Annotated in this window: 21 protein-coding genes and 1 pseudogene; 10 read left to right on the top strand and 12 right to left on the bottom strand. The window is 56.3% G+C overall.

Features of this window, described 5'->3' with window-relative positions; all coding sequences use genetic code 11:
• Positions 1-10 precede the first annotated feature (10 nt).
• Entirely contained in the window at positions 11-1,135 is a 1,125-nt protein-coding gene (gene anmK, locus VW41_09375) for an anhydro-N-acetylmuramic acid kinase (GenBank protein AJZ89232.1), read from the bottom strand.
• 292 nt (positions 1,136-1,427) lie between these two features.
• On the opposite strand from anmK, the gene VW41_09370 reads away from it, so the two are divergent.
• Positions 1,428-1,892: a membrane protein gene (locus VW41_09370; GenBank protein AJZ89231.1), complete on the top strand. Its 465-nt coding sequence runs from the start codon at positions 1,428-1,430 to the stop codon at positions 1,890-1,892.
• A 148-nt stretch (positions 1,893-2,040) separates the two neighbouring features.
• Here the strand turns inward: VW41_09370 and VW41_09365 are convergent, their stop codons facing one another.
• The 9 genes and pseudogenes from VW41_09365 to VW41_09325 all read right to left on the bottom strand — a co-directional run bounded on the left by VW41_09365 (position 2,041) and on the right by VW41_09325 (position 10,248).
• The gene (locus VW41_09365) at positions 2,041-2,934 is read right to left on the bottom strand and encodes an ABC transporter substrate-binding protein (protein AJZ89230.1); all 894 of its coding nucleotides are present in this window, start codon (positions 2,932-2,934) and stop codon (positions 2,041-2,043) included.
• 1 nt (position 2,935) lies between these two features.
• Complete coding sequence (locus tag VW41_09360) at positions 2,936-3,709, bottom strand: arginine ABC transporter ATP-binding protein (GenBank protein ID AJZ89229.1); 774 nt, start codon at positions 3,707-3,709, stop codon at positions 2,936-2,938.
• Positions 3,693-4,619 carry an amino acid ABC transporter permease gene (locus tag VW41_09355; GenBank protein AJZ89228.1) on the bottom strand — a complete coding sequence of 309 codons (927 nt, stop codon included), beginning with the start codon at positions 4,617-4,619 and terminating at the stop codon, positions 3,693-3,695. The genes VW41_09360 and VW41_09355 overlap by 17 nt, the downstream gene beginning before the upstream one ends.
• Before the next feature lie 9 nt (positions 4,620-4,628).
• Positions 4,629-5,138 carry an acetyltransferase gene (locus VW41_09350; GenBank protein AJZ89227.1) on the bottom strand — a complete coding sequence of 170 codons (510 nt, stop codon included), beginning with the start codon at positions 5,136-5,138 and terminating at the stop codon, positions 4,629-4,631.
• A 10-nt stretch (positions 5,139-5,148) separates the two neighbouring features.
• Positions 5,149-6,081: an ABC transporter substrate-binding protein gene (locus VW41_09345; protein AJZ89226.1), complete on the bottom strand. Its 933-nt coding sequence runs from the start codon at positions 6,079-6,081 to the stop codon at positions 5,149-5,151.
• Positions 6,082-6,102: 21 nt separating this feature from the next.
• Positions 6,103-7,416 (bottom strand): monooxygenase, encoded by a 1,314-nt coding sequence (locus tag VW41_09340; GenBank protein AJZ89225.1) that lies wholly within the window; start codon positions 7,414-7,416, stop codon positions 6,103-6,105.
• 47 nt (positions 7,417-7,463) lie between these two features.
• Positions 7,464-8,585, bottom strand: a complete 1,122-nt coding sequence (locus VW41_09335; protein ID AJZ89224.1) for a hydrolase — start codon at positions 8,583-8,585, stop codon at positions 7,464-7,466.
• Positions 8,582-9,583: pseudogene (locus VW41_09330) on the bottom strand (alkane 1-monooxygenase). The gene VW41_09335 and the pseudogene VW41_09330 overlap by 4 nt, the downstream one beginning before the upstream one ends.
• 218 nt (positions 9,584-9,801) lie before the next feature.
• Positions 9,802-10,248, bottom strand: coding sequence for a transcriptional regulator SlyA (locus tag VW41_09325; GenBank protein AJZ89223.1), 447 nt, complete (start codon positions 10,246-10,248; stop codon positions 9,802-9,804).
• 176 nt (positions 10,249-10,424) lie between these two features.
• On the opposite strand from VW41_09325, the gene VW41_09320 reads away from it, so the two are divergent.
• Genes VW41_09320 through VW41_09310 form a run of 3 tightly spaced genes read left to right on the top strand, consistent with a single transcriptional unit; the run spans position 10,425 to position 13,544 of the window.
• Positions 10,425-10,661: a membrane protein gene (locus VW41_09320; protein AJZ89222.1), complete on the top strand. Its 237-nt coding sequence runs from the start codon at positions 10,425-10,427 to the stop codon at positions 10,659-10,661.
• Between the two features lie 4 nt (positions 10,662-10,665).
• Positions 10,666-11,523, top strand: a complete 858-nt coding sequence (locus VW41_09315; GenBank protein ID AJZ89221.1) for a membrane protein — start codon at positions 10,666-10,668, stop codon at positions 11,521-11,523.
• A complete protein-coding gene (locus VW41_09310) occupies positions 11,523-13,544 on the top strand; it encodes a fusaric acid resistance protein (protein AJZ89220.1) in 2,022 nt (673 codons plus the stop codon). The genes VW41_09315 and VW41_09310 overlap by 1 nt, the downstream gene beginning before the upstream one ends.
• A 3-nt stretch (positions 13,545-13,547) precedes the next feature.
• Here VW41_09310 and VW41_09305 read toward each other — a convergent pair whose 3' ends face one another.
• Positions 13,548-14,444, bottom strand: a complete 897-nt coding sequence (locus VW41_09305) for an oxidoreductase (GenBank protein AJZ89219.1) — start codon at positions 14,442-14,444, stop codon at positions 13,548-13,550.
• 462 nt (positions 14,445-14,906) lie between these two features.
• On the opposite strand from VW41_09305, the gene VW41_09300 reads away from it, so the two are divergent.
• The 5 genes from VW41_09300 to VW41_09280 all read left to right on the top strand — a co-directional run bounded on the left by VW41_09300 (position 14,907) and on the right by VW41_09280 (position 19,623).
• Positions 14,907-16,535 carry a hydrolase gene (locus VW41_09300; GenBank protein ID AJZ89218.1) on the top strand — a complete coding sequence of 543 codons (1,629 nt, stop codon included), beginning with the start codon at positions 14,907-14,909 and terminating at the stop codon, positions 16,533-16,535.
• A 71-nt stretch (positions 16,536-16,606) separates the two neighbouring features.
• Positions 16,607-17,206 (top strand): transcriptional repressor NemR, encoded by a 600-nt coding sequence (locus tag VW41_09295; protein AJZ89217.1) that lies wholly within the window; start codon positions 16,607-16,609, stop codon positions 17,204-17,206.
• Positions 17,207-17,259: 53 nt separating this feature from the next.
• Positions 17,260-18,357 carry an N-ethylmaleimide reductase gene (locus tag VW41_09290; protein AJZ89216.1) on the top strand — a complete coding sequence of 366 codons (1,098 nt, stop codon included), beginning with the start codon at positions 17,260-17,262 and terminating at the stop codon, positions 18,355-18,357.
• 88 nt (positions 18,358-18,445) lie between these two features.
• Positions 18,446-18,853 carry a glyoxalase I gene (locus VW41_09285; protein ID AJZ89215.1) on the top strand — a complete coding sequence of 136 codons (408 nt, stop codon included), beginning with the start codon at positions 18,446-18,448 and terminating at the stop codon, positions 18,851-18,853.
• A gap of 110 nt (positions 18,854-18,963) precedes the next feature.
• The gene (locus tag VW41_09280; protein AJZ89214.1) at positions 18,964-19,623 is read left to right on the top strand and encodes a ribonuclease T; all 660 of its coding nucleotides are present in this window, start codon (positions 18,964-18,966) and stop codon (positions 19,621-19,623) included.
• Positions 19,624-19,662: 39 nt separating this feature from the next.
• Here VW41_09280 and VW41_09275 read toward each other — a convergent pair whose 3' ends face one another.
• Positions 19,663-20,007: a glutaredoxin gene (locus VW41_09275; GenBank protein ID AJZ89213.1), complete on the bottom strand. Its 345-nt coding sequence runs from the start codon at positions 20,005-20,007 to the stop codon at positions 19,663-19,665.
• Positions 20,008-20,367: 360 nt separating this feature from the next.
• Between VW41_09275 and VW41_09270 the strand changes: the two genes are divergently transcribed.
• Positions 20,368-21,213, top strand: coding sequence for an endopeptidase (locus VW41_09270; GenBank protein AJZ89212.1), 846 nt, complete (start codon positions 20,368-20,370; stop codon positions 21,211-21,213).
• Positions 21,214-21,243 lie beyond the last annotated feature (30 nt).

The following is a 21,243-nucleotide window of genomic DNA, read 5'->3' as shown; positions in this document are numbered from 1 at the left end:
ATAATTTCAGTTAACTCTGATTCTGACGCGGATTAGCGGGATAAATAGCGCCGAGGATGGTCGGTTCAGAGGCACCGGTTACCGAAGGCAGATTCCCCGGCAGGCCAGACATTGTCCGGTATGCCAGCCAGGCAAACGCCAGGGCTTCCATATCGTCACCGCTGATTCCGGCTTCATCGGTGGTCGTCACTTCAGTGCCCGGCAGCAGCGCGGCCAGGCGCGCCATCAGCAGCGGGTTACGGCTGCCCCCACCGCACACCATGAGGCGCTCACAGCTGCCGCTCAACAGCACCTGCTCCGCAATAGTGGTGGCGGTCAGCTCAGCCAGCGTGGCCTGTACATCTTCTCCGGCAAGCGCCGGGAACATCGCAAGCTGGCGCTCAAGCCAGCCATAGTTAAAGTATTCCCGGCCCGTACTTTTGGGCGCAGGGACAGCAAAGTAAGGGTCGCTAAGCATTTGCTGTAATAAAGGGATCACGACTTTCCCGTGGCTCGCCCATTCGGCATCCTTATCATAGCCTTTCCCACGCTGCCGCCAGATCCATGCATCCATCAGCATATTACCCGGCCCGGTATCGTAGCCTCTGACCGGCTGGCCTGGGATCAGCAACGAGAGGTTGGCGATGCCGCCAATGTTGAGCACCATCCGGCGCTCAACCGGGTGGGCCAGCAGCGCCTGATGAAATGCCGGCACCAGCGGCGCGCCCTGCCCGCCAAGCGCCATATCGCGGCGGCGAAAATCACCGACGACGGTAATACCGGTTAGCGCAGCTATTTGATTGTTATCGCCAATTTGCATGGTGTGGGCGGCCTCGCCCTGAGGCTCGTGCCACACGGTTTGCCCGTGACAGCCAATAGCCGTGACGTCTTCAGGCCGCAGCCCTTCCCGCTTAATAAGGATTTGCACCGCCTCGGCGAACAATTTTCCAAGCCGGTTGTCCAACTGGCCTAGCTGGGACAGCGTGAGTTGCTGCCCCTGGCAAACGGCAAGAACCGCGTTTTTGATGGCCAGCGGCATCGGGTAGCTGTAGCTCGCCTGCTGAACGACCAGATGTTCGTCGATAGCAGCCAGCACCACATCGATTCCATCCAGACTGGTGCCTGACATCACGCCTATATAACGACCTGACTTCATCCGTCACTCCTTATTCTCGCCGGGGCGGTAAATTAATGTGGTTAAACTAGCACGCAATATTATGATTTATTAATAATTTTAATTAATAATCTGTGTCTACTGCGGCACCTGGCGGCCAGACACTTGAGCGAAACTCGCCCAGCGAAGCGGTTTAATTGTTGTTAAAGACATTTGATTTACTATTTTTACAGGATTGTTGTAGAACAAACATGAACTATGGCCAGGAATTGCCATATAATTTAGCCATAACGGATGCTCACTGAGCGTTGATGGGTTCACAGGAGAGGTACAAATGATTTCACGTATTTTGGCAGTTTCACTGGTTGCTTTCACCCTTGCTGGCTGCGCCAACGAAGGGCTGTCCGGCGATGTTTACAACGCGTCCGAAGCTAAACAGGTAAGAACCGTGACCTACGGTACCATTACCCACGTTCGCGCGGTGACCATCAAAGGCAGCGACAGCAACAGCACTATCGGGGCTATCGGCGGTGCGGTACTGGGTGGTCTGCTGGGTAACACCGTTGGCGGCGGCACCGGGCGTACTCTGGCAACCGCAGGCGGCGCTGTAGCCGGTGGCCTGGCGGGTGACGCAGTCGGCGGCGCAATGGGCAACAGCAAAGGCGTTGAGCTGGAAATCCGTAAAGATGACGGCCAGACCATCATCGCCGTGCAGAAACAGGGTGACACCCGTTACTCCGTTGGCCAGCGTGTAGCCATCTCCGGCAGCGGCAACAACATCACCGTTGCTCCTCGCTAAGACAACGCGCAATGATTTAAGGCCCGTAATACGGGCCTTAAATTTGCTGAAAAAGAGGGAAAAACATGGTTTTTCCCTCTTTTTGTTTCTCAGCCGAAAATCAACGCCTTGATTTTCCGCTTTTTTAACCCGCAGTCTGCTTTATCTTTTAGTAAGTAATACCGGGCGGATTTACCTCCGACTGAGCAACTTCTTCCCCCTGTTCTCCCCAACGCGCAAGCACCTGCTGATACTCTCCCCGCTGAATAGCGCCATCCAGCGCCGCCTGCAGGGCATACACCAGCCCGTTTCCCTTTTTCGTTGTCGTCGCCACATAGGCTTTTTTCGGCCCCAGCCCGACAACGCGCGTTGTGCCGGTTAAGGCCGCTTTATAGGCCGTAATAGACTGCGGCCCAAAGAACACGTCGGCCCGACCAGACTGAATATAAAGGTTCGCGGAGGCATCATCGGTCACATAAACAGGCAAGGCGGGCTCGCGCCCGGCACCTTCGTTCTCAGCATTCCAGCCAAGCAAAATACGCTCCTGATTGGTTCCGGCCCCCACAATGACCTTCCGCCCGGCGAGATCTTCTGCTTTAGCAATAGCGTGAATCGGGCTGCTGGCCTTTACCGCAAACGAGAGCGAGTCCACGCGATAAGTAGCAAAATCAAATTTCTCTTTCCGCTGTTCCGTCACGGCAATGTTTACAAGCGCCACATCATAACGCCCAGAGGTGATGCCTAACGGCCAGTCTTCCCACGCGGTGGGCACCAGCTTCAGTTTCAGGCCCAGGCTGTCGGCCAGCAGGCGGGCAATATCCGGGTCGCTGCCGATACGCGTCCGGTTATCGCTGGCAAGCAGCGCCAGCGGCGGAGAGTTTAACGCGGAGATGGCCACCGTTAACGTGCCGGGCTCAACGAACCGATAGCCTGCGGGGATTTTGGCAATGGCCTGTTCATCCCGCACCACATTCAGAGGTTTTTCATTGGCAACAAGGTCAATAGTCGCCTGCGCCGATGACGCGGCTAAAAAAGCCAACAGCGCGATGAATCCATATTTCATATCACAGCACCTTCGATAAAAACTGGCGGGTACGCGGGTGCTGCGGGCGATTCAATACTTCGTCGCTGCTCCCCTGCTCGACAATTTTGCCGTCCACCATAAACACCACCTGATCGGCCACCTCCCGCGCAAAGCCGATTTCATGCGTGACGACCACAAGCGTAGTGCCCGAGCGGGCCAGTCTTTTAATGACGTCCAGCACTTCACCCACCAGCTCAGGATCAAGCGCTGACGTTGGCTCATCAAACAGCATCACCCGAGGGTTCAGCGCCAGCGCGCGGGCAATGGCAATACGCTGCTGCTGCCCGCCGGACAAATGCCGCGACCAGGCATCGGCTTTATTGCGCAGCCCAACCACATCCAGCAAGTCATACGCGCGATCAACCGCCTCTTTGCGGCTCAGCTGTTTATGGGCCACCGGCGCTTCAATCAGGTTTTCCAGCACCGTCATGTGGGGAAACAGGTTGAAGTTTTGAAAGACATAACCCACGTTGGCCCGCTGGCGCAGGATATCTTTTTCCTTCAGTTCATACAGTTTGTCTCCCTTCAGACGGTAACCGATGTAATCGCCGTCAATCTGGATATAGCCTTCGTCCACTCGCTCAAGGTGATTGATGGTGCGCAACAGCGTAGATTTACCCGATCCGGATGGCCCGAGGATCACCGTCACCGTGCCCGGCGGGATCTCAAGCGAGACATCATCCAGCGCCTTATGGCGACCAAAATATTTGCTTACGCCGGTAATTGAAATATGGCCGTTATGAGAGGTTGGCATGGACCGGCTCCTGGGAAACTGGGGCTGAGGACGGCGCAGCGCTGCGGGCGGTACGCGCTTGATTGATGGCGGAGCGGCGTTCGCTGCGGGCCAATGAGCGTTCAACCAGGTATTGGATCAGTGAGAGCACGCTGGTAATAACCAGGTACCAAACGGCCGCCACCATCAGCAGCGGGATCACCTGCTGCGTGCGGTTGTAAATCATCTGGATGGTGTAAAACAGCTCCGGCATCGCCAGCACGTAAACCATCGCCGTGCCTTTGGCGAGGCTGATGATTTCGTTGAAGCCAGCGGGCAGGATCGTGCGTAGCGCCTGCGGCAGAATAATCCTCAAGGTACGTCGCCACGCGGGCAAGCCTAACGCGGCAGCGGCTTCATATTGCCCGTGGTCCACGCCCAGAAAACCACCGCGAACGATCTCTGCGGTGTAGGCGCTTTGCACCAGCGTCAGCCCAACCACCGCCGTCGAAAATTGCCCCAACACGTTAATGGTGTCGTAGCTACCCCAGACGATGCTGGTGAAGGGAATGCCAAGCGAAAGCGTGTCGTACAGATAAGAGAAGTTGTAGAGCACGATCAGCACGACAATCAGCGGCAGGGAGCGAAACAGCCAGATGTAACTCCAGGCCAGGCTGCTCAACAGCCAGGAAGAAGAGAGTCTTGCCAGGGCGAGGAGGCCGCCAAGTACCACGCTCAGCGCCGTGCCCAGGAGTGTTAACAACAGCGTTTGCCCCAACCCCTCCAGGATGACCGGGTCAAAAAACCAGTGGGCAAAAACACCCCATTCCCAGCGAGGGTTAAACGCGACGGATTGCACCACCACCGCCAGCACAAACAGTGCTATCAGGGCGCCAACGGTGCGCAGCGGATAACGCGCGGGCACCACTTTAATGGTTTCAGTCGTTTTCATCGTCACTCCTCAGGCCGTTTTACTCAGGCTTTCCAGCGCTAAGATTTTGGTGAACCGCAGTCGGCCATCGTAGGGCGGCTGGCTGAACGTTTCGGGGTCAACTTCAAGGCTGAACTGCGGATCATAGCCTTCGCTCAGATAAAGCCTGACGGCCTCCGGCTGGCGGAATCCAGTAGTGAGATAGACCCGGCTATAGCCGGCCTGCAGGGCAAGGCGTTCCAGCTCGCGAACAACCCGGCCGGCCAGGCCCTGTTTACGCAGCGTACTTTTCGTCCAGATACGTTTGATCTCGGCGGTTTGCTGGTCATAGGGCTTATAGGCGCCGGTGGCAATAATTTCCCCCTCCCGCTCCAGTACGATGAAAATCCCCTGCGGCGGCAGATACCACTCGGTGAGCTCAACTTCGGCATCACGCGAGAAAAAATCCCCGTAGCGGGCGGCATATTCGCCAAACAGGCCGCTAATGATCGGCTGAAGTTCCGGCGCTTCCGGGGACAAAACGCGAAAATGTTCGCTCATGGGCCTCTCCTCAGTCACCTAAACCGGCGGGGTTAATTTCCGAGGCAGGAATACGCTCCACGCCCTCACCCCAGCGCTTCAGCACCTTGTCATAGTCGCCCTGCTGAATAGCACCGTTAAGCGCCGTCTGAACAGGTTCTACCAGGCCGCTGCCTTTTTTCAGCGTCACCGCAATGTGTGCCGCTTTCGGCCAGCCACCGTCAACGCTGCCCACCAGCTTCGTTTTGCCGGTTAGCGCCGCTTTCCAGGCCCCGGTGACATTCGGCCCAAACCAGGCATCGGCCCGCCCGGACTGCAGCGCCAGCGTCAGCGCCGCATCATCCTTGGTGTAGACCGGAGTAAACGGCTTCAGCCCTTTCTTCTCATTTTCAGCATTCCACGCCAGCAGGATAGCTTCCTGATTGGTGCCGGAACCGACGACGATGCGCAACCCGGCAATATCTTCCGCGTGGGTGAGCGATTTGATCGGGCTGTTGGCCTTCACATAAAAGCCCAGCGAGTCTTTGCGGTAGGTGGCGAAATCGAATTTCTCTTTGCGCTCTTTGGTGACGGTAATATTGCTGATCGCGGCATCATATTTCCCGGATGCCACGCCGAGCGGCCAGTCTTCCCAGGACGTCGGGACTACGTTCAGCTCCAGCCCAAGGCTGTCGGCGACCAGGCGGGCAATGTCGACTTCACTGCCGAGCAGGGTTTTATTGTCATCAGAAAAAACCGTCAGCGGCGGCGAGTTAAGCGCCGCCACTGCCACGGTAAACTTACCGGGAACGGCAAATCGATAATCTTTAGGTAACTGCGCGATTGCCTGCGGATTTTTCGCCGTATTGATCGGCGCTTTGTTGGCCTCAAGGCTCACGCCGGTACCGTTGATGGTAACGTCATTCGCCCAGGCAAGGGGCGTCCACGCCAGGGCGATAGCCAACAGCAGGGATGTTTTTTGCATAATTTTTTCTCTTTATTTGTCTTATTTGCCGTAGCGATTTTCGGGTTGCGCAAGGCCAAAGCTCTCGCGCAGCGTGGTGCCAGGGTATTCGGTACGGAACAGGCCTCGCGCCTGAAGCACCGGCACAACCTGCTCCACAAAACGCGGGAAGGTGTCCGGGGTACCGCCCTGGATGATGAACCCGTCGGCCGCTCGATCGTCAAACCACTGCTGCAGGCCGTCCGCCACCTGCTCGGGCGATCCGGAAAAACGCGGCCTTGGGCTGGCGGCCTCAAGGGCGACCTGGCGCAGGGTTAACCCACGCTCACGGGCGTTGCGTTTGATCTCATCGGTAGTGCTACGGAAGCTGTTTTGGCCCAGGTCTCCGATATCGGGGAAAGGCTCGTCCAGCGGGTACTGGCTAAAGTCATGGTGTTCAAAATAGCGGCCAAGGTAGTTCAGGGCATCGGTGACGGACACCAGCGCGGCGGTGGTCTGATATTGCTGTTCGGCGTCCGCAGCATCTTTGCCGACGATGACGCTCACGCCCTGGAAAATATGCAGCGAGTTAGCCTCACGGCCTTGCCCTTCCAGCTGGTTTTTCACATCCCGGTAAAAGGCTTTGGCCTCGAGGAGGGAGTCGTGGTGCGTGAAGATGGCATCGGCATGTTTAGCCGCCAGTTTTTTGCCGTCTTCCGATGCGCCGGCCTGGAACAGAATGGGCCTGCCCTGCGGCGTGCGGCCAATGTTTAACGGCCCCGCAACCTGGAAGAAATCGCCCTGATGATTGAGCGCGTGCAGCTTTTCAGGGGCAAAAAACTGCCCGCTCTCTTTATTACGCACAAAAGCATCGGCTTCCCACGAGTCCCAGAGCCCTTTCACGACGTCGAGGTATTCATCGGCGATGCGATAGCGCAGCGCATGTTCAGGATGCTGGGTTCTGGAGAAGTTTTTAGCTGAGCCTTCCAGCGGAGAAGTGACCACGTTCCAGCCTGCACGGCCGTTGCTCAGGTGGTCGAGACTCGCAAACTGGCGCGCCGTAGTAAACGGGTCGCTATAGGAGGTCGACAATGTGCCCACCAGACCCAAATGCCGGGTCACGCTCGCCAGCGCGGACAATACCGTGAGTGGCTCAAAGCGGTTTAAAAAATGCGGGATAGATTTTTCGTTAATATAAAGTCCGTCCGCGACAAAGATAAAATCCAGTTTTCCCTCTTCCGCTTTTAATGCCGTTTGTTTGACGAACTCAAAATTAATACTGGCGTCGGCTACGGCAGCAGGATGGCGCCAGGCCGACATATTCCCCGAGGCGCCATGTAATATTGTACCCAGTCTTAATTGTCGTTTTTCAGACATGACTTATCCTTATGCGGCTGGTTAAAATCCGCTATTGCTAATTAGAGTTAAAGTTGTTGTAGCGCCGATTGTGCTAACCGCGCGAAATAGCGTGCCGCCGGCTCAATCAGTCTTTCATCTGGGTCGAAGGCCGGATGATGAAGCCCGAAACGGCTGTCGCTGCCGAGGCTGACAAACGCGCCGGGAATATGCTGGAGATAAACCGCAAAATCCTCGCCGCCCAGATGCAGATCGGCCTGATGCGTGGCGTAACCTTCAGCGGCGGCGACTTCGCTGGCAAACGCCGCCCAGCGCGCATCGTTGACCAGTGCATCGGGCCCCAGATGCCAGGTCACGTCGATTTCCGCACCAAAAGCGCGCCCAAGGCCCGCGGCAATCTCAATGACGCGCGCTTTGACCTTTTCTCTCACGCTGGCGCTGTGAGTCCGCAGCGTGCCTTCCAGTTCAACGCTTTCAGGCAGCACGTTCCAGGTGTTGCCGCCCGCAATGCGCGTGACGCTCAGTACCGCTGAATCCAGAGTGTTAACCTCCCGGCTGGTGATGCTTTGCAGCAGGGTAACCAACTGGCTGGCAAGCAATATCGCGTCTTTACCTTCATGAGGACGCGCCGCGTGTGCCCCTTTGCCGCGAACCTGAATGACCAGCCGATCAACGTTGGCATAAAACGGGCCGCCGCGCGTGGCAAACGTCCCGACCGGCAGGCCAGGCTCATTATGCATGCCAAAAATGGCCGAGATCCCCTCCAGCACGCCGGCCTTGACCAGCGTGGTTGCCCCGCCGAAGCGCTCCTCCGCGGGCTGAAACAGAATACGCACGCGCCCGTTAAGCTGCGCTTCGTTCTGCTTCAGCAGCAGCGCCGCGCCCAGCATCACGCTGCTGTGAACGTCATGCCCACAGGCGTGCATCACCCCCGCATTTTGCGAGCTGAAGGCCACGCCGCTGGTTTCTTCAATCGGCAATGCGTCGATATCGGCCCGCAGCGCAACAGCCTTTTCCCCTTGGCCGATTTCCACGACTACGCCGGTTTTTAACGAATACGGAAGCAGGCGAATGTCGGCGCTTTGCAGCCAGTCCCGGATGCGCGAAGTGGTTTCCACCTCTTCAAGGGACAATTCCGGGAACCGATGCAGTTCGCGGCGCCAGTCGATCAGTTGCTGAGCAAACGTCATAAAGCCGCCTCCGTAACCGCGTGGGCCTCTGCCAGCAGCTGCAATGAGGCTAAGCGCTCTGGCCCTTCTGACACCGGCGTATCAATAATAAATTAATCGATGCCGTACTCTTCGTGCAGCGCCTGCAGCGCTTCCCGGACCGTTTCAGGCGTTCCTTTTAACAGCGAAGGCTCACGGCGCGTCAGGCTGTGCAGTGCGCTGCCTGACTGGCGGGCAAAGCTGCGGGCCTGCGCTTCGCTGGCCACGCTCACGCGCTGACCATTTTCCAGCTCCACGCCCCAAATCTCGACCTGCCGGGCAAGCTCTTCCGCACGCCCGGCATCCCGCGCCACGATAGCCTGCACGGCCACCAGCACCTCGCGGCGGCTGTTTTTTCGCCAGTCGGCCAGCACGTCGCGCAGCAGCGTTTTATCGCCGTTCAAATGGGCGGCAAAGACAAAGTTCCAGTCAAGGCTGGCGGCCAGCCGGGCACTTTGCAGGCTTGCGCCCAGTAAAAATCCGTCCGGGCGCTGAGCCGGCAGCGGCGTGGCGCGAACGCTTTCGTCTGCGGCGATTTCACGGCGTGAGAGCCAGTCGTCAAGCTGAGAAAGCTGTTCATCAAAGCTGCCTTTCACCGCCTGCGAAAGCCCATGCTGCAGCGCCTGCGTCGAGAGCGGCAAGCCCCCTGGCGCTTTACCCACACCGAGATCGATTCGACCAGGTGCCAGAGAAGACAGCAGGTTGAAGTTCTCGGCCACTTTGTAAGGGCTGTAATGCTGAAGCATCACGCCGCCGGAACCGACGCGAATTCTGCGGGTCTGCCCGACAATCCAGGCGATCAGCACTTCCGGAGAAGGGCTGGCAAGCTGAGGCGTGTTGTGGTGCTCGGCCAGCCAGAAGCGGTGATAGCCCCAGGTTTCTGCCTGCTGCGCAAGATGCAGCGTGCGCGCCAGGGCATCCGTCGCGCTGTCGTTCTGCGCAAGGGGGCTTTTATCCAGGATACTGATGCGATAAGACATAATGCAGGCCCATTGTTAAAAACATGCCTGCATTATTAAAAGCGGGAGACGGCGGAGAGAAACAATTAATTTACATTTAGACTTCTGAAATAGAGATAAACAAACTCATACGCTCGCGCCACTCTTTGCTATGGGGCATATTTCATCCGTCGGTGGCGTGTCTGATAAAAAAAAAGCCCCGCCGGATAACCCGCGGGGCTTTAGTTCAATCGGGAAGATTAACCCCGGTTCTGCAGTTCAATGATATTTTGCTCAAGCCGGCCGATCAGACTGCTTAACAGCGTCTGTTCTTCGCGAGTAATACCCGACAGGATTTCTCCCCGCGTTTCGTTAAATACGCCTTCCATTTTTTCAATGATAGGTGCGGCCTGCTCGGTCAATTTAATCCGTTTTGCCCGACGGTCGTTCGCACAGGTTTTACGCGAGATTAACCCTTTTTCTTCGAGTTGATCGAGCGTACGAACCAGTGATGGCTGCTCAATGCCGATCGCTTTAGCCAACTGAATCTGTGACTGATCTGGCGGCAGCTGATGAATATTATGCAGCGTTACCCAGTGTGTCTGTGTCAATTCCAGAGGTTTCAGGCGATGGTCAATCAGCGCACGCCAGATGCGTACCAGGCGGGCCAGATCCGATCCTAATGGCGATGGCGATTCCAATTTCATCTCCTTATAATTAGCTTGCTAACTTATTATACTGATTTTAGACTATTGTGCAGGCATTAATTGTTAAAAACAAATCCCTTACTTTCACCGAAGTTATGCTACCAGCTATACTTTCATTCTACATCTAAGTGAGGGGAAACGGCAGCCATCCCCGTTTTTTAAAGGATTATCACTACGTGAGTCTCACTTTTAGCCCGTCTGGCTTCCCGCTTCAGGATCTTGTGGTCGGGGCGTCAGTCTACTTTCCCCCGCTGTTCAAGGCCGTGTTTGTCGGCTTTTTTATCTGGCTTATCGTCCACCGTTTGCTGCGCGACTGGATTTACTCCGGTGAAATCTGGCACCCCACGTTGATGGACTTATCCCTTTTCGCGCTGTCCGTCAGCGCCGGCATGGCTCTTTTGGTGATGTGGTAACGCAATGAATATCAAAACAATAAAATACTTTTCCACCCTCATCGTTTTTGCTGCGGCACTGCTGGCGGGCTGGCTGTTATGGAACTATTACATGCAATCGCCCTGGACGCGAGACGGCAAAGTCCGTGCCGAACAGGTCAGCATCACGCCGCAAGTGTCCGGCACCATCACGACGCTGAATGTGAAAGACAACCAGTTCGTGAGTAAAGGCACCCCGCTGTTCACGCTCGACGCCACGCCTTACCACATTGCGGTGCTGAACGCCGAGGCACAGCTGGCCAAGGCCCAATCCGATCTGGCCAAAGCCAGCAACGAAGCAAACCGCCGCCATAATCTGCCCCGCAACTACATTTCCGCTGAAGACATGGACACCGCCAACATTAACGTGAAAGCGATGCAGGCAGCGGTGAAAGTCGCTCAGGCCACGCTTGAGCAGGCACAGTGGCAGCTTTCGCAAACTACGGTTGCTGCCCCGGTGGACGGCTGGGTCACGAATTTGACCTCTCGCGCGGGGAATTACGCCACCGAAGGCAAACCCGTTTTCGCGCTGGTGGACAGCCATTCATTTTACGTTGTGGGTTATTTCGAAGAGACCAAGCTGCGCCGCATTCAGCCGGGTAATGCCGTGCAGATCGTGCTCTACAACGGTAACCAAAAGTTAAGCGGCAAAGTAGAAAGTATTGGCCGCGCGATTTACGACCAAAGCATCGAAAGCGACAGCGACCTGGTGCCAGATATTAAGCCAAACGTCCCCTGGGTTCGCCTCGCACAGCGCGTGCCGGTGCGCATTAGTCTGGATACCATTCCTGAAGGCGTTACGCTGGTGTCGGGCACCACCTGTACCGTTAGCGTTCAGCCCTGATGAATCTCAGTTTTCTGGCGTGGCATAACACGCCCTGGGGAAAAGCCACCGGCGGACAATGGCGCTACGCGCTGCGCAACGCGATTGCCATGGGCATGGCGCTGGCCATTGCCTATGGTCTGAATCTGGACGAGCCTTATTGGGCCATGACCTCCGCAGCGGTGGTAAGCTTCCCCACCGTTGGCGGCGTAATAAGCAAAAGCCTGGGGCGTATTGCGGGCAGTTTTATCGGGGCGGCAGCCTCGTTAATGATTGCCGGTAACGCGCTGAACGATCCCTGGTTGTTTACCTTTGCCATGGCAAGCTGGCTGGCTATCTGTACCTGGGCTTCCAGCCATTTTCAGAATAACGTGGCCTACGCGTTCATGCTCGCCGGGTACACCGCCGCTATTATCGCTTTCCCGATGATCAATACCGTGGAATCGACGGAGCTGTGGGACATCGCCCAGGCCCGAGTGTGCGAGGTCGTGGTCGGGATTTTGTGCGGTGGCTTTATGATGATGGTGCTGCCCAGCACCTCGGACGGCAGCGCCCTGGTGAGTGCCCTGAAGAACATGCACGCCCGACTGCTCGAGCACGCCAGCCTGCTCTGGCAGCCGGAAACGACCGACGCCATTCGCACCGCGCACGAAAGCATCATCGGCCAGATCCTGACCATGAACCTGCTGCGCATTCAGGCGTTCTGGAGCCACTACCGCTTCCGCCGCCAGAACAATCTGCTGAATTACCTGCTCCACCAGCAATTGCGCCTGACCAGCGTGATCTCCAGCCTGCGGCGGATGCTGCTCAACTGGCCCGAGGCCCCCGCCAATATCTGGTCGGTGCTGGACAGCCTGCTGCGGGAACTGGCGAAACCAGACGCCGATAAATACACCGTCGCCCGGCTGCTGCAACAAATCGCCCCTCATTCGCAAGACGACTACCGCCATCAGGCCTTCTGGCACCGCCTGCGCTATTTCTGCTGGCTCTACCTTAACAGCAGCCGCTGGCTAAGAGAGCTGGAAAATGCCTCCCCGGTGTCGGTGATTACGCCGCCCGAGGCCCCACCGCTTGCGCGCCATACCGATAATGCCGAAGCGCTATGGAGCGCCGTGCGCACTTTTGCGACGATCGTCCTCACCGGCGCGTGGTGTATCGGCACCCAGTGGGAGTCCGGCGGCGGGGCGCTGTCCCTGGCCGCCATTAGCTGCGTGCTCTACTCTTCTGTGGCCTCGCCGCTTGGGTCACTCACGCTGCTGATGCGTACCCTGCTCTGGCTGTCGCTGTTCAGTTTCCTGGTGAAATTTGGCCTGATGATTCAGGTCACCCAACTGTGGCAGTTCCTGGTCTTCCTGCTGCCACTGTTGCTCACCATGCAGCTGCTGAAACTTCAGCAGGTAAAGCGGGCCGCACTTTGGGGGCAACTGATTGTCTTTATGGGATCGTTTCTGTCGGTCAGCAACCCGCCGGTTTACGACTTCGCTGGATTTATGAATGACAACCTCGCCAAAGTGCTCGGCGTGGGCATTTCATGGCTGGCCTTTTCGGTCCTGAGACCCAGCTCAGATACCCGCCGAAGCCGCCGCCATATCCGGGCGCTTCGGCGCGGGTTTATCGACCAGTTGAGCCGCAAACCGCAGCACAGCGAGAGCCAGTTTGAGTCGCTGGTGTACCACCACATCAGCCAGCTTAGCAGCAGCAAAGAAGAGGCCGCCCGCCGCTGGCTCCTGCGCTGGGGCGTGGTACTGCTCAATTGCTCGCACGTTGTCTGGCAGTTGCGTGGTTGGGAAACCCGTTCCGACCCGCTGTCGATGGTCAGGGATGTCTGCCTGCACACGCTGCGGGATGTGATGAGTGAACGGGGGGTTCTACAGCGGCCGCTGGCGGGATCCCTGAAGGAACTGCAAAGAATGTGCGACACGCTTTCGCACCATCACGATCCGGCGGCGCGGGAACTGGCGGGGATTATCTGGCGGCTTTACTGCTCGCTGTCCCAGCTGGAACAGGCACCGCCTGCCGGCACGCTGGCAGGCGGTCAGTAACGATTAAGGCACGTCGTAGCCGAGCGCGGCCTTACGAATGCGGAACCACTGCTGGCGAGTCATATTCAGAGACAGCGAGTGAATGGCAGAGCGCACGCGTTCGATTTTGCCGGAACCAATGATCGGCAGCAGCGAGGACGGCAGACGCATCACCCAGGCGTAAACTACCTGCTCGATGGTGTCGGCCCCGAGTTCTTCCGCCACTTTCTGCAGTTCGGCGCGCAGCGGCTGGAATTCATCGTCGTTAAACAGACGGCCGCCGCCAAGGCATGACCAGGCCATCGGGCGAATGCGGAGCTGCTGGAGCTGATCCAGCGTGCCGTCCAGCAGCAGCGGCTGGTGCACCGGCGAAAGCTCAACCTGGTTTGTTGCCAGGGTAAACGGCAGACGAGACTGCAGCAGCGAGAACTGAGCCGGGGTAAAGTTAGACACGCCGAAATGGCGAACTTTGCCGCTGTGATGCAGCGCGGTGAAAGCTTCTGCCACTTCGTCGGCGTCCATCAGCGGGTCCGGGCGGTGGATCAGCAGTAAATCCAGGTAATCGGTGGCCAGTTTTTTCAGCGAGCTTTCTGCGCTGCTGATGATGTAGTCGCGATCGGTAATGTAGTGGCCAAGGGCATTTTCTGGCTTAGCGGTGGTGGCAATCCCGCACTTGGTGACAATCTCCATTTTGCTGCGCAGATGCGGCACCAGGCGCATGGCCTCGCCGAAGGCCGCTTCACAGGCGTACCCCCCGTAAATGTCAGCGTGATCCGCCGTGGTGATCCCCAGCTCAACGTGCTCTTCAATAAAGCTCGCCAGCTCGCGCGGGGACATGTTCCATTCCATCAAACGCCAGTAGCCCATCACCAGACGTGAAAACTCCGGGCCCTGCGGGGCAATCGTAATACGCTGTACCATAAAAAATAACCTCAAAAAGGGAAAAAACTGCCCCGAGTATAACGGCGGTAAATGATTAAAACAGTGAGGGCTGCTCAGGTTCTTCAGGAGAATTTGGCTTGTTTGCTCGTAACTTGCGCAATAAGCGCTGGCGGCAGAGGCGCAATACGTCCTGCTTTTGGGCGTCGCTCATTTGCTGCCACTGGAAGCGTTCGTCCCGGCTGCGCATGCAGCCACGGCAGAAGCCGCGTTCATCCGACTGGCAGATCCCGCGGCAGGGGCTTTGAATGGGGAAGAATTCTAGCTGTTCAGACACTAACCCGCCTCATTAATGACTTTGCATCAATTGAAGCCTGACTCTGCCCCGGATGCAAGCGGGACGGCTAAAAAATCGCCCCTCAGCGAAAACCGTCTTAAAATTAAGGTTCAGCTAATCTTCTCTCTCTACGCTAGCGAATATTCTGTTTTGTATTCACGGCTTATATGAATTTCCTAAAAAAGTTACAGTGTAACGATGCGCAATTTAACCTCTGTTGTGCCTTTTTCTTTACGCTGATCAATTCTCTGTTTATCCACCGCAGCTGGCAGTTGATTGCCCCGGACTCCTTCCATAGCTGGTTGTTTGCAGCTTCGGTGCCGGTGGTGCTGTTCTGCGCCTGGCTGACGATTTTCAGCGTGGTGAACTTGCCGTGGCTGCGCAAACCTGTGCTGGTGCTGCTGGTTATCGGCTGCGCTGCCAGCAACTATTTTATGTTCACCTACGGGGCCGTCATCGATAAAAACATTATGGTGAACGTGTTTGAAACTAACTCCCAGGAAGCCACCGCGCTGGTTACGCCTCAGTTGGTTAGCTGGCTGGCCCTGCTGGGTATCATCCCCGCCCTTTTGCTTTCTCTGGTGAAGGTTCAGCCGGCGCGCTGGTGGCATACCGTGCTGACTCGTCTGGTCAGCATTCTGGCCGGGCTGCTGGTGATAATCCTCGTCGCCGCCGTGTTTTACAAAGACTACGCTTCGCTGTTCCGCAATAACAAAGGTGTGGTGAAAATGGTAACGCCGGCAAACTACATCAGCGCCCTGAGCCGCTACAGCAAAGAGCGCTGGTTCGCCGGGGACCAGACGCTGATAAAAATTGGCGAGGATGCGCAAAGAGGCCCGTTAATTAAGCAGCAGGCCAGGAAAACCCTGGTGGTGCTGGTGGTCGGTGAAGCGTCAAGAGCCGAGAACTACTCGCTGGGTGGCTATCCCCGTGAAACAAACCCCCAGATGAAAAAACAGGGAGTGATCTACTTCCAGAAGGCTTCGTCCTGCGGAACGGAAACCGCAGTTTCTGTGCCCTGCATGTTCTCAGACATGCCGCGGAAAACCTACGATGCCGATCTCGCCCGGCATCAGGAAGGCCTGCTGGATGTGCTGGCACACGGCGGCGTGAACGTGCTGTGGCGGGATAACGACGGCGGCTGCAAAGGCGCCTGTGACCGTATTCCCCATACCGATATGACACAGTGGCAGCTGGACGTGTACTGCACAGACGGCGCCTGTATTGACGATGTCCTGCTCCACCGCCTGGACAACGTGATTGACGGCCTGCAGCGGGATACCGTCCTTGTGCTGCATTTGATGGGTAGCCACGGGCCGGCCTACTACCAGCGTTATCCGGCCGCTTTCCGCCGCTTCACGCCAACCTGCGACAGCAACCAGATTCAGGACTGCGACCGGCAGGCGCTAATAAACACCTACGACAATACCATCCTGCACACCGACGATGTGCTGAGCCGCCTTATCGACAAGCTAAAACAGCATCAGGCTAAGCTGAACACGGCGCTGGTTTACCTGGCAGATCACGGTGAATCTCTCGGGGAAAGCGGGATTTATCTGCACGGCACGCCGTATATGCTTGCGCCTTCGCAGCAGACACATATTCCGCTGCTGTTTTGGCTGTCAGAGGATTACCAGCGAAACTTTGCGCTGGACCGCGAATGCCTGGCGCACAAAGCCGCCAGTGATGCGGTGTCCCAGGACAATTTGTTTTCCACGCTGCTGGGCATGATGAATATTCATAGCTCGGTTTATCAAAAGGATACGGATATTCTTGCCGACTGTCGCAAGGGGTAATGAGATGGCGGCCACAAAAAATTGGCCGCGCCCTCTTGCATTAGACCGACTGGTCTACTACATTTGGCCACATGAATCGACATCCTGACCACGACACTCGCGAACATCTTCTCACCATTGGTGAGCGGCTGTGCCTTGCCCGGGGCTTTACCGGCATGGGATTAAGCGAATTGTTACGCACCGCAGAAGTGCCCAAAGGCTCTTTCTACCACTACTTCCGCTCTAAAGAAGCGTTTGGCGTGGCGATGCTTGAGCGCTATTACCAGGCCTCCAATCTGCGTGTGGCGGAACAGTTTTCGCACGGTGAAGGCAATTATCGCCAACGCCTGCTGAAGTGGTACCAGGATATGCTGAGCTACTTCTGCCAGAGCGGGAACCTGAGCAACTGCCTGATCGTGAAGCTTTCAGCAGAAGTCTGTGACCTTTCGGAAGATATGCGTGGCGCGCTGAATAACGGCGGGTCGCAGCTCATCTCCCGGCTCGCGGATGCGCTGGAAAGAGGCCGCAGCGAAAAAAGCCTGAGTTTTGAAGGAGACCCGCTTGAACAGGCCATGGTGCTGTACTCCCTGTGGTTAGGGGCCAGCCTGCAGGCAAAAATTTCCCGCAGCGCGCAGCCGCTTGAAAGCGCGTTAGCGCACGTACGAACCCTATTGGCAGAACCTGTCGCCTGACAGGTTTTTTATTTACTAAATTACTAGACGACCGGTCTACTTGAGGAAACACCATGTCAGCAGATAAACTGTTTACGCCACTCAAAGTTGGCGCGATTACCGTACCAAACCGTATTTTTATGGCTCCGCTGACGCGCCTGCGCAGTATTGAGCCAGGCGATATCCCAACCCCGCTGATGGGTGAGTATTACCGCCAGCGCGCCAGCGCCGGGCTTATCATCAGCGAGGCAACCCAGATGTCCGCTCAGGCTAAAGGGTATGCCGGCGCGCCGGGCCTGCATAGCGAAGAGCAAATCGCCGCGTGGAAAAAAATCACCGCGGGCGTGCACGCTGAAAAAGGCCACATGGCCGTGCAGCTGTGGCACACCGGCCGTATCTCCCACTTTACTCTTCAGCCTGGCCAACAGGCTCCGGTCGCGCCTTCCGCGCTGATTGCCGGAACGCGCACCTCGCTGCGTGACGAAAACGGCAATGCCGTTCGCGAAGATACTTCGATGCCACGCGCGCTGGAACTGAGTGAAATCCCGGGCATCGTGGACGACTTCCGCAAAGCGATTGGTAACGCTCGCGATGCAGGTTTTGACCTGGTTGAGCTGCACTCTGCCCACGGCTACCTGCTGCACCAGTTCCTGTCTCCTTCTTCTAACCACCGCACCGACGAATACGGCGGCAGCCGCGAAAACCGCGCTCGCCTGGTGCTGGAAGTGGTTGATGCCGGGATCAAAGAATGGGGTGCCGATCGCATCGGGATCCGCGTGTCTCCTATTGGCTCGTTCCAGAACGTCGACAACGGCCCGAACGAAGAAGCCGATGCGCTCTACCTGATTGAAGAATTGGGCAAACGCGGTATTGCTTATCTGCATATGTCCGAGCCTGACTGGGCCGGTGGCGAACCGTACACCGAAGCATTCCGTGCCAAAGTCCGTGAGCGCTTCAGCGGCGTGATCGTTGGCGCTGGCGCTTATACCCCGGAGAAAGCGGAAGACCTGATCGGCAAAGGCCTGATCGACGCGGTTGCGTTTGGCCGTTCATTTATTGCTAACCCGGACCTGGTGGCCCGCCTGCATAAAAATGCCGAACTGAACCCGCAGCGTCCTGAGTCCTTCTACGGCGGTGGCGCGGAAGGCTATACCGACTACCCAACGCTGTAACTCCGCAGTACCTTTCATTGAAAGCGGCGCGCAAACGCCGCTATACTCAACGACTCCAGAAATAACTGTCTCATTCGACGAGGATTTTATGCGTCTACTTCATACCATGCTGCGCGTTGGCGACCTGCAACGCTCTATCGAGTTCTACACCAAAGTACTGGGCATGAAACTGCTGCGTACCAGTGAAAACACTGAGTACAAATACTCTCTTGCGTTTGTCGGCTATGGCGATGAAAGCGACACGGCGGTTATCGAGCTGACCTATAACTGGGGCGTGGACAGCTACGAGCTGGGCACCGCTTACGGCCACATCGCGCTGAGCGTTGATAACGCCGCCGACGCCTGCGAACGCATTCGCAACAATGGCGGGAACGTCACTCGTGAAGCTGGCCCGGTTAAAGGCGGCACCACCGTTATCGCTTTTGTTGAAGATCCGGACGGTTACAAAATCGAGCTGATCGAAGAAAAGCATGCGGGCAAAGGCCTGGGTAACTGATTTTTAAGAGATCGGCGTCAAACATGGGGCGTGTTGTGCGCCCCTTACTGCAACACTCCCCGAAATTTGCCATAATGCGCGCTGCATTTTCCCCGTATTAAGAGAATCTGATGTCAGACAACACGCAATTGCATGGCCTGTGCGACCGTTTTCGTGGTTTTTATCCGGTAGTTATCGATGTTGAAACCGCAGGTTTTAACGCAAAAACCGATGCGTTACTGGAAATCGCCGCCGTTACCCTGAAGATGGATGAAGACGGCTGGTTATCCCCCGATGAAACACTGCACTTCCATGTCGATCCGTTTGAGGGCGCAAACCTTCAGCCAGAAGCTCTGGCGTTCAACGGAATTGACCCGCATAACCCCCTGCGTGGTGCCGTCAGCGAATATGAAGCCCTGCACGCCATTTTCAAAACCGTGCGCAAAGGCATTAAAGACAGCGGCTGTAGCCGGGCGATTATGGTGGCGCACAACGCCACGTTTGACCACAGCTTTATGATGGCGGCGGCAGAGCGAGCCTCTTTGAAGCGCAATCCGTTCCATCCGTTTGTGACGTTTGATACCGCGGCCCTGAGTGGCCTCGCGCTGGGGCAAACCGTGTTGGCTAAAGCCTGCATCGCCGCTGGTCAGAAGTTTGACAGCTCCCAGGCCCACTCCGCCCTGTACGACACCGAGCAAACCGCGCTGCTGTTTTGCGAAATCGTCAACCGCTGGAAGCGCCTCGGCGGCTGGCCGCTGCCGTTGGCCAACGAGCCTGAATCTGAAGCATAAAAAAAGCGCCCGATGGGCGCTTTTTTTATGCTGGCGAGATTACTCTGCGCCTGGTTCTTCAGATTTGTGCTTCTCTGCGGTCTCTTTGATAAGCGCCTGCAGTTCGCCGCGTTGATACATCTCAATGATGATGTCGCAGCCGCCGACCAGCTCACCATCAACCCACAGCTGTGGGAACGTTGGCCAGTTAGCGTATTTTGGCAACTCGGCGCGGATATCCGGGTTCTGCAGAATATCCACATAGGCGAAGCGCTCGCCACAGGCAGAAAGTGCCTGAACAGCCTGAGCGGAGAAGCCGCAGCTCGGCAGCTTCGGGGAACCTTTCATATAGAGAAGAATCGGGTTCTCAGCGATCTGGCGTTGAATTTTTTCAATAGTGCTCATTGTCTTGCTTCCTCAAACCTTGATACGGCAATAGCCTGCCATTGTAGCCAGTTGCACCCTGCGTAGAAAACACCATTTTTACCAGGGTTTATCTTCCGTCCCAGGCGTGCAAACATGCTTTAAGAATAACACTTTTACGGCGCGCGAAAATGAGCAATTTGCTTCATTCGAGATCAATTAAACAGCTTATAACCTCTGGGAATGATTAATTTTTTAGCTATAGCTTCCACTTTTGGCCGTTAAATAGTATTTGCCTATTAACATTATCGGCTTTTATGCATTAGAATCGTCGGGTTTCGCAAAAATCATACGCAGGCATGATGGTTAGCATCTTGCCTTCATTTATCAGGGGATTGACGAGTGGCGCGGATAACTAAAATCTCTATCACGCTATGTGCTCTGCTATTTGCTTTGCCCTATACACCTTTGGCGCAGGCGTCTGAGCACGTCCGCCACCCTGTTGCACAAAGAGGCCAGACGGCGAAAACAACAACGGGTAAAAGCAACAAAGGCAAAGAGAAAGCAAAACCTAAGGTCAGCACAGCCTCCACAAAGAAGTCCGGTAAAAAAAATGCCTCATCGGCAAAAGCCAAAGTGGCAAAGCACACTACCTCAGGCAAAAGCAGTACCCTCGCTAAAACCAGCAGCAAAAAAACCTCTCAGAAATTAGCCATACAGCCAACCGTTTCCAGCCTCGCCTACACTGAAAAGTGCACCCATCGTAAAGGGCATAAAAAGCAGTGCGTTAAGGTGAAGTCTGAAAAAAATCTGACCATTGCGCAGGCCCATAAAGTCCGGGTACAGAAAGCGCAAAAAACGGCAATGAACAAACTGATGGGGCAAATTGGTAAACCGTATCGCTGGGGCGGCACTTCCCCTCGCACCGGTTTCGACTGCAGCGGGCTGATTTATTACGCTTATAAAGATCTGGTGAACATCCGTATTCCTCGCACCGCCAATGAGATGTATCACCTGCGTGATGCCTCTTCCGTTGACCGCAGCGAGCTGGAAAGCGGCGATCTGGTCTTCTTCCGCACCCAGGGCCGCGGGACCGCCGATCACGTTGGTGTTTACGTTGGCAACGGGAAGTTTATTCAGTCCCCTCGCAGCGGACGCGATATTCAGATCACCTCCCTGAGCGAAGATTACTGGCAGCGCCACTACGTGGGTGCCCGCCGGGTGATGACGCCAAAAACCATTCGTTGATCCTGCCAGCGCCCTCTCGGGGCATTCAGA

It is taken from the genome of Klebsiella michiganensis (genome assembly GCA_000963575.1).
Classification (GTDB): Bacteria; Pseudomonadota; Gammaproteobacteria; order Enterobacterales; family Enterobacteriaceae; genus Cedecea; species Cedecea michiganensis_A.
The sequence above is the reverse complement of the archived record's forward strand: the minus strand, read 5'-3'. Positions and strand labels throughout refer to the sequence as shown.

What these genes read in the sequence shown, in the direction of transcription:
- anmK (AJZ89232.1), bottom strand. Translation starts at nt 1,135, where the DNA reads ATGAAGTCAGGTCGTTATATAGGCGTGATGTCAGGCACCAGTCTGGAT.
- VW41_09370 (AJZ89231.1), top strand. Translation starts at nt 1,428, where the DNA reads ATGATTTCACGTATTTTGGCAGTTTCACTGGTTGCTTTCACCCTTGCT.
- VW41_09365 (AJZ89230.1), bottom strand. Translation starts at nt 2,934, where the DNA reads ATGAAATATGGATTCATCGCGCTGTTGGCTTTTTTAGCCGCGTCATCG.
- VW41_09360 (AJZ89229.1), bottom strand. Translation starts at nt 3,709, where the DNA reads ATGCCAACCTCTCATAACGGCCATATTTCAATTACCGGCGTAAGCAAA.
- VW41_09355 (AJZ89228.1), bottom strand. Translation starts at nt 4,619, where the DNA reads ATGAAAACGACTGAAACCATTAAAGTGGTGCCCGCGCGTTATCCGCTG.
- VW41_09350 (AJZ89227.1), bottom strand. Translation starts at nt 5,138, where the DNA reads ATGAGCGAACATTTTCGCGTTTTGTCCCCGGAAGCGCCGGAACTTCAG.
- VW41_09345 (AJZ89226.1), bottom strand. Translation starts at nt 6,081, where the DNA reads ATGCAAAAAACATCCCTGCTGTTGGCTATCGCCCTGGCGTGGACGCCC.
- VW41_09340 (AJZ89225.1), bottom strand. Translation starts at nt 7,416, where the DNA reads ATGTCTGAAAAACGACAATTAAGACTGGGTACAATATTACATGGCGCC.
- VW41_09335 (AJZ89224.1), bottom strand. Translation starts at nt 8,585, where the DNA reads ATGACGTTTGCTCAGCAACTGATCGACTGGCGCCGCGAACTGCATCGG.
- VW41_09325 (AJZ89223.1), bottom strand. Translation starts at nt 10,248, where the DNA reads ATGAAATTGGAATCGCCATCGCCATTAGGATCGGATCTGGCCCGCCTG.
- VW41_09315 (AJZ89221.1), top strand. Translation starts at nt 10,666, where the DNA reads ATGAATATCAAAACAATAAAATACTTTTCCACCCTCATCGTTTTTGCT.
- VW41_09310 (AJZ89220.1), top strand. Translation starts at nt 11,523, where the DNA reads ATGAATCTCAGTTTTCTGGCGTGGCATAACACGCCCTGGGGAAAAGCC.
- VW41_09305 (AJZ89219.1), bottom strand. Translation starts at nt 14,444, where the DNA reads ATGGTACAGCGTATTACGATTGCCCCGCAGGGCCCGGAGTTTTCACGT.
- VW41_09300 (AJZ89218.1), top strand. Translation starts at nt 14,907, where the DNA reads ATGAATTTCCTAAAAAAGTTACAGTGTAACGATGCGCAATTTAACCTC.
- VW41_09295 (AJZ89217.1), top strand. Translation starts at nt 16,607, where the DNA reads ATGAATCGACATCCTGACCACGACACTCGCGAACATCTTCTCACCATT.
- VW41_09290 (AJZ89216.1), top strand. Translation starts at nt 17,260, where the DNA reads ATGTCAGCAGATAAACTGTTTACGCCACTCAAAGTTGGCGCGATTACC.
- VW41_09285 (AJZ89215.1), top strand. Translation starts at nt 18,446, where the DNA reads ATGCGTCTACTTCATACCATGCTGCGCGTTGGCGACCTGCAACGCTCT.
- VW41_09280 (AJZ89214.1), top strand. Translation starts at nt 18,964, where the DNA reads ATGTCAGACAACACGCAATTGCATGGCCTGTGCGACCGTTTTCGTGGT.
- VW41_09275 (AJZ89213.1), bottom strand. Translation starts at nt 20,007, where the DNA reads ATGAGCACTATTGAAAAAATTCAACGCCAGATCGCTGAGAACCCGATT.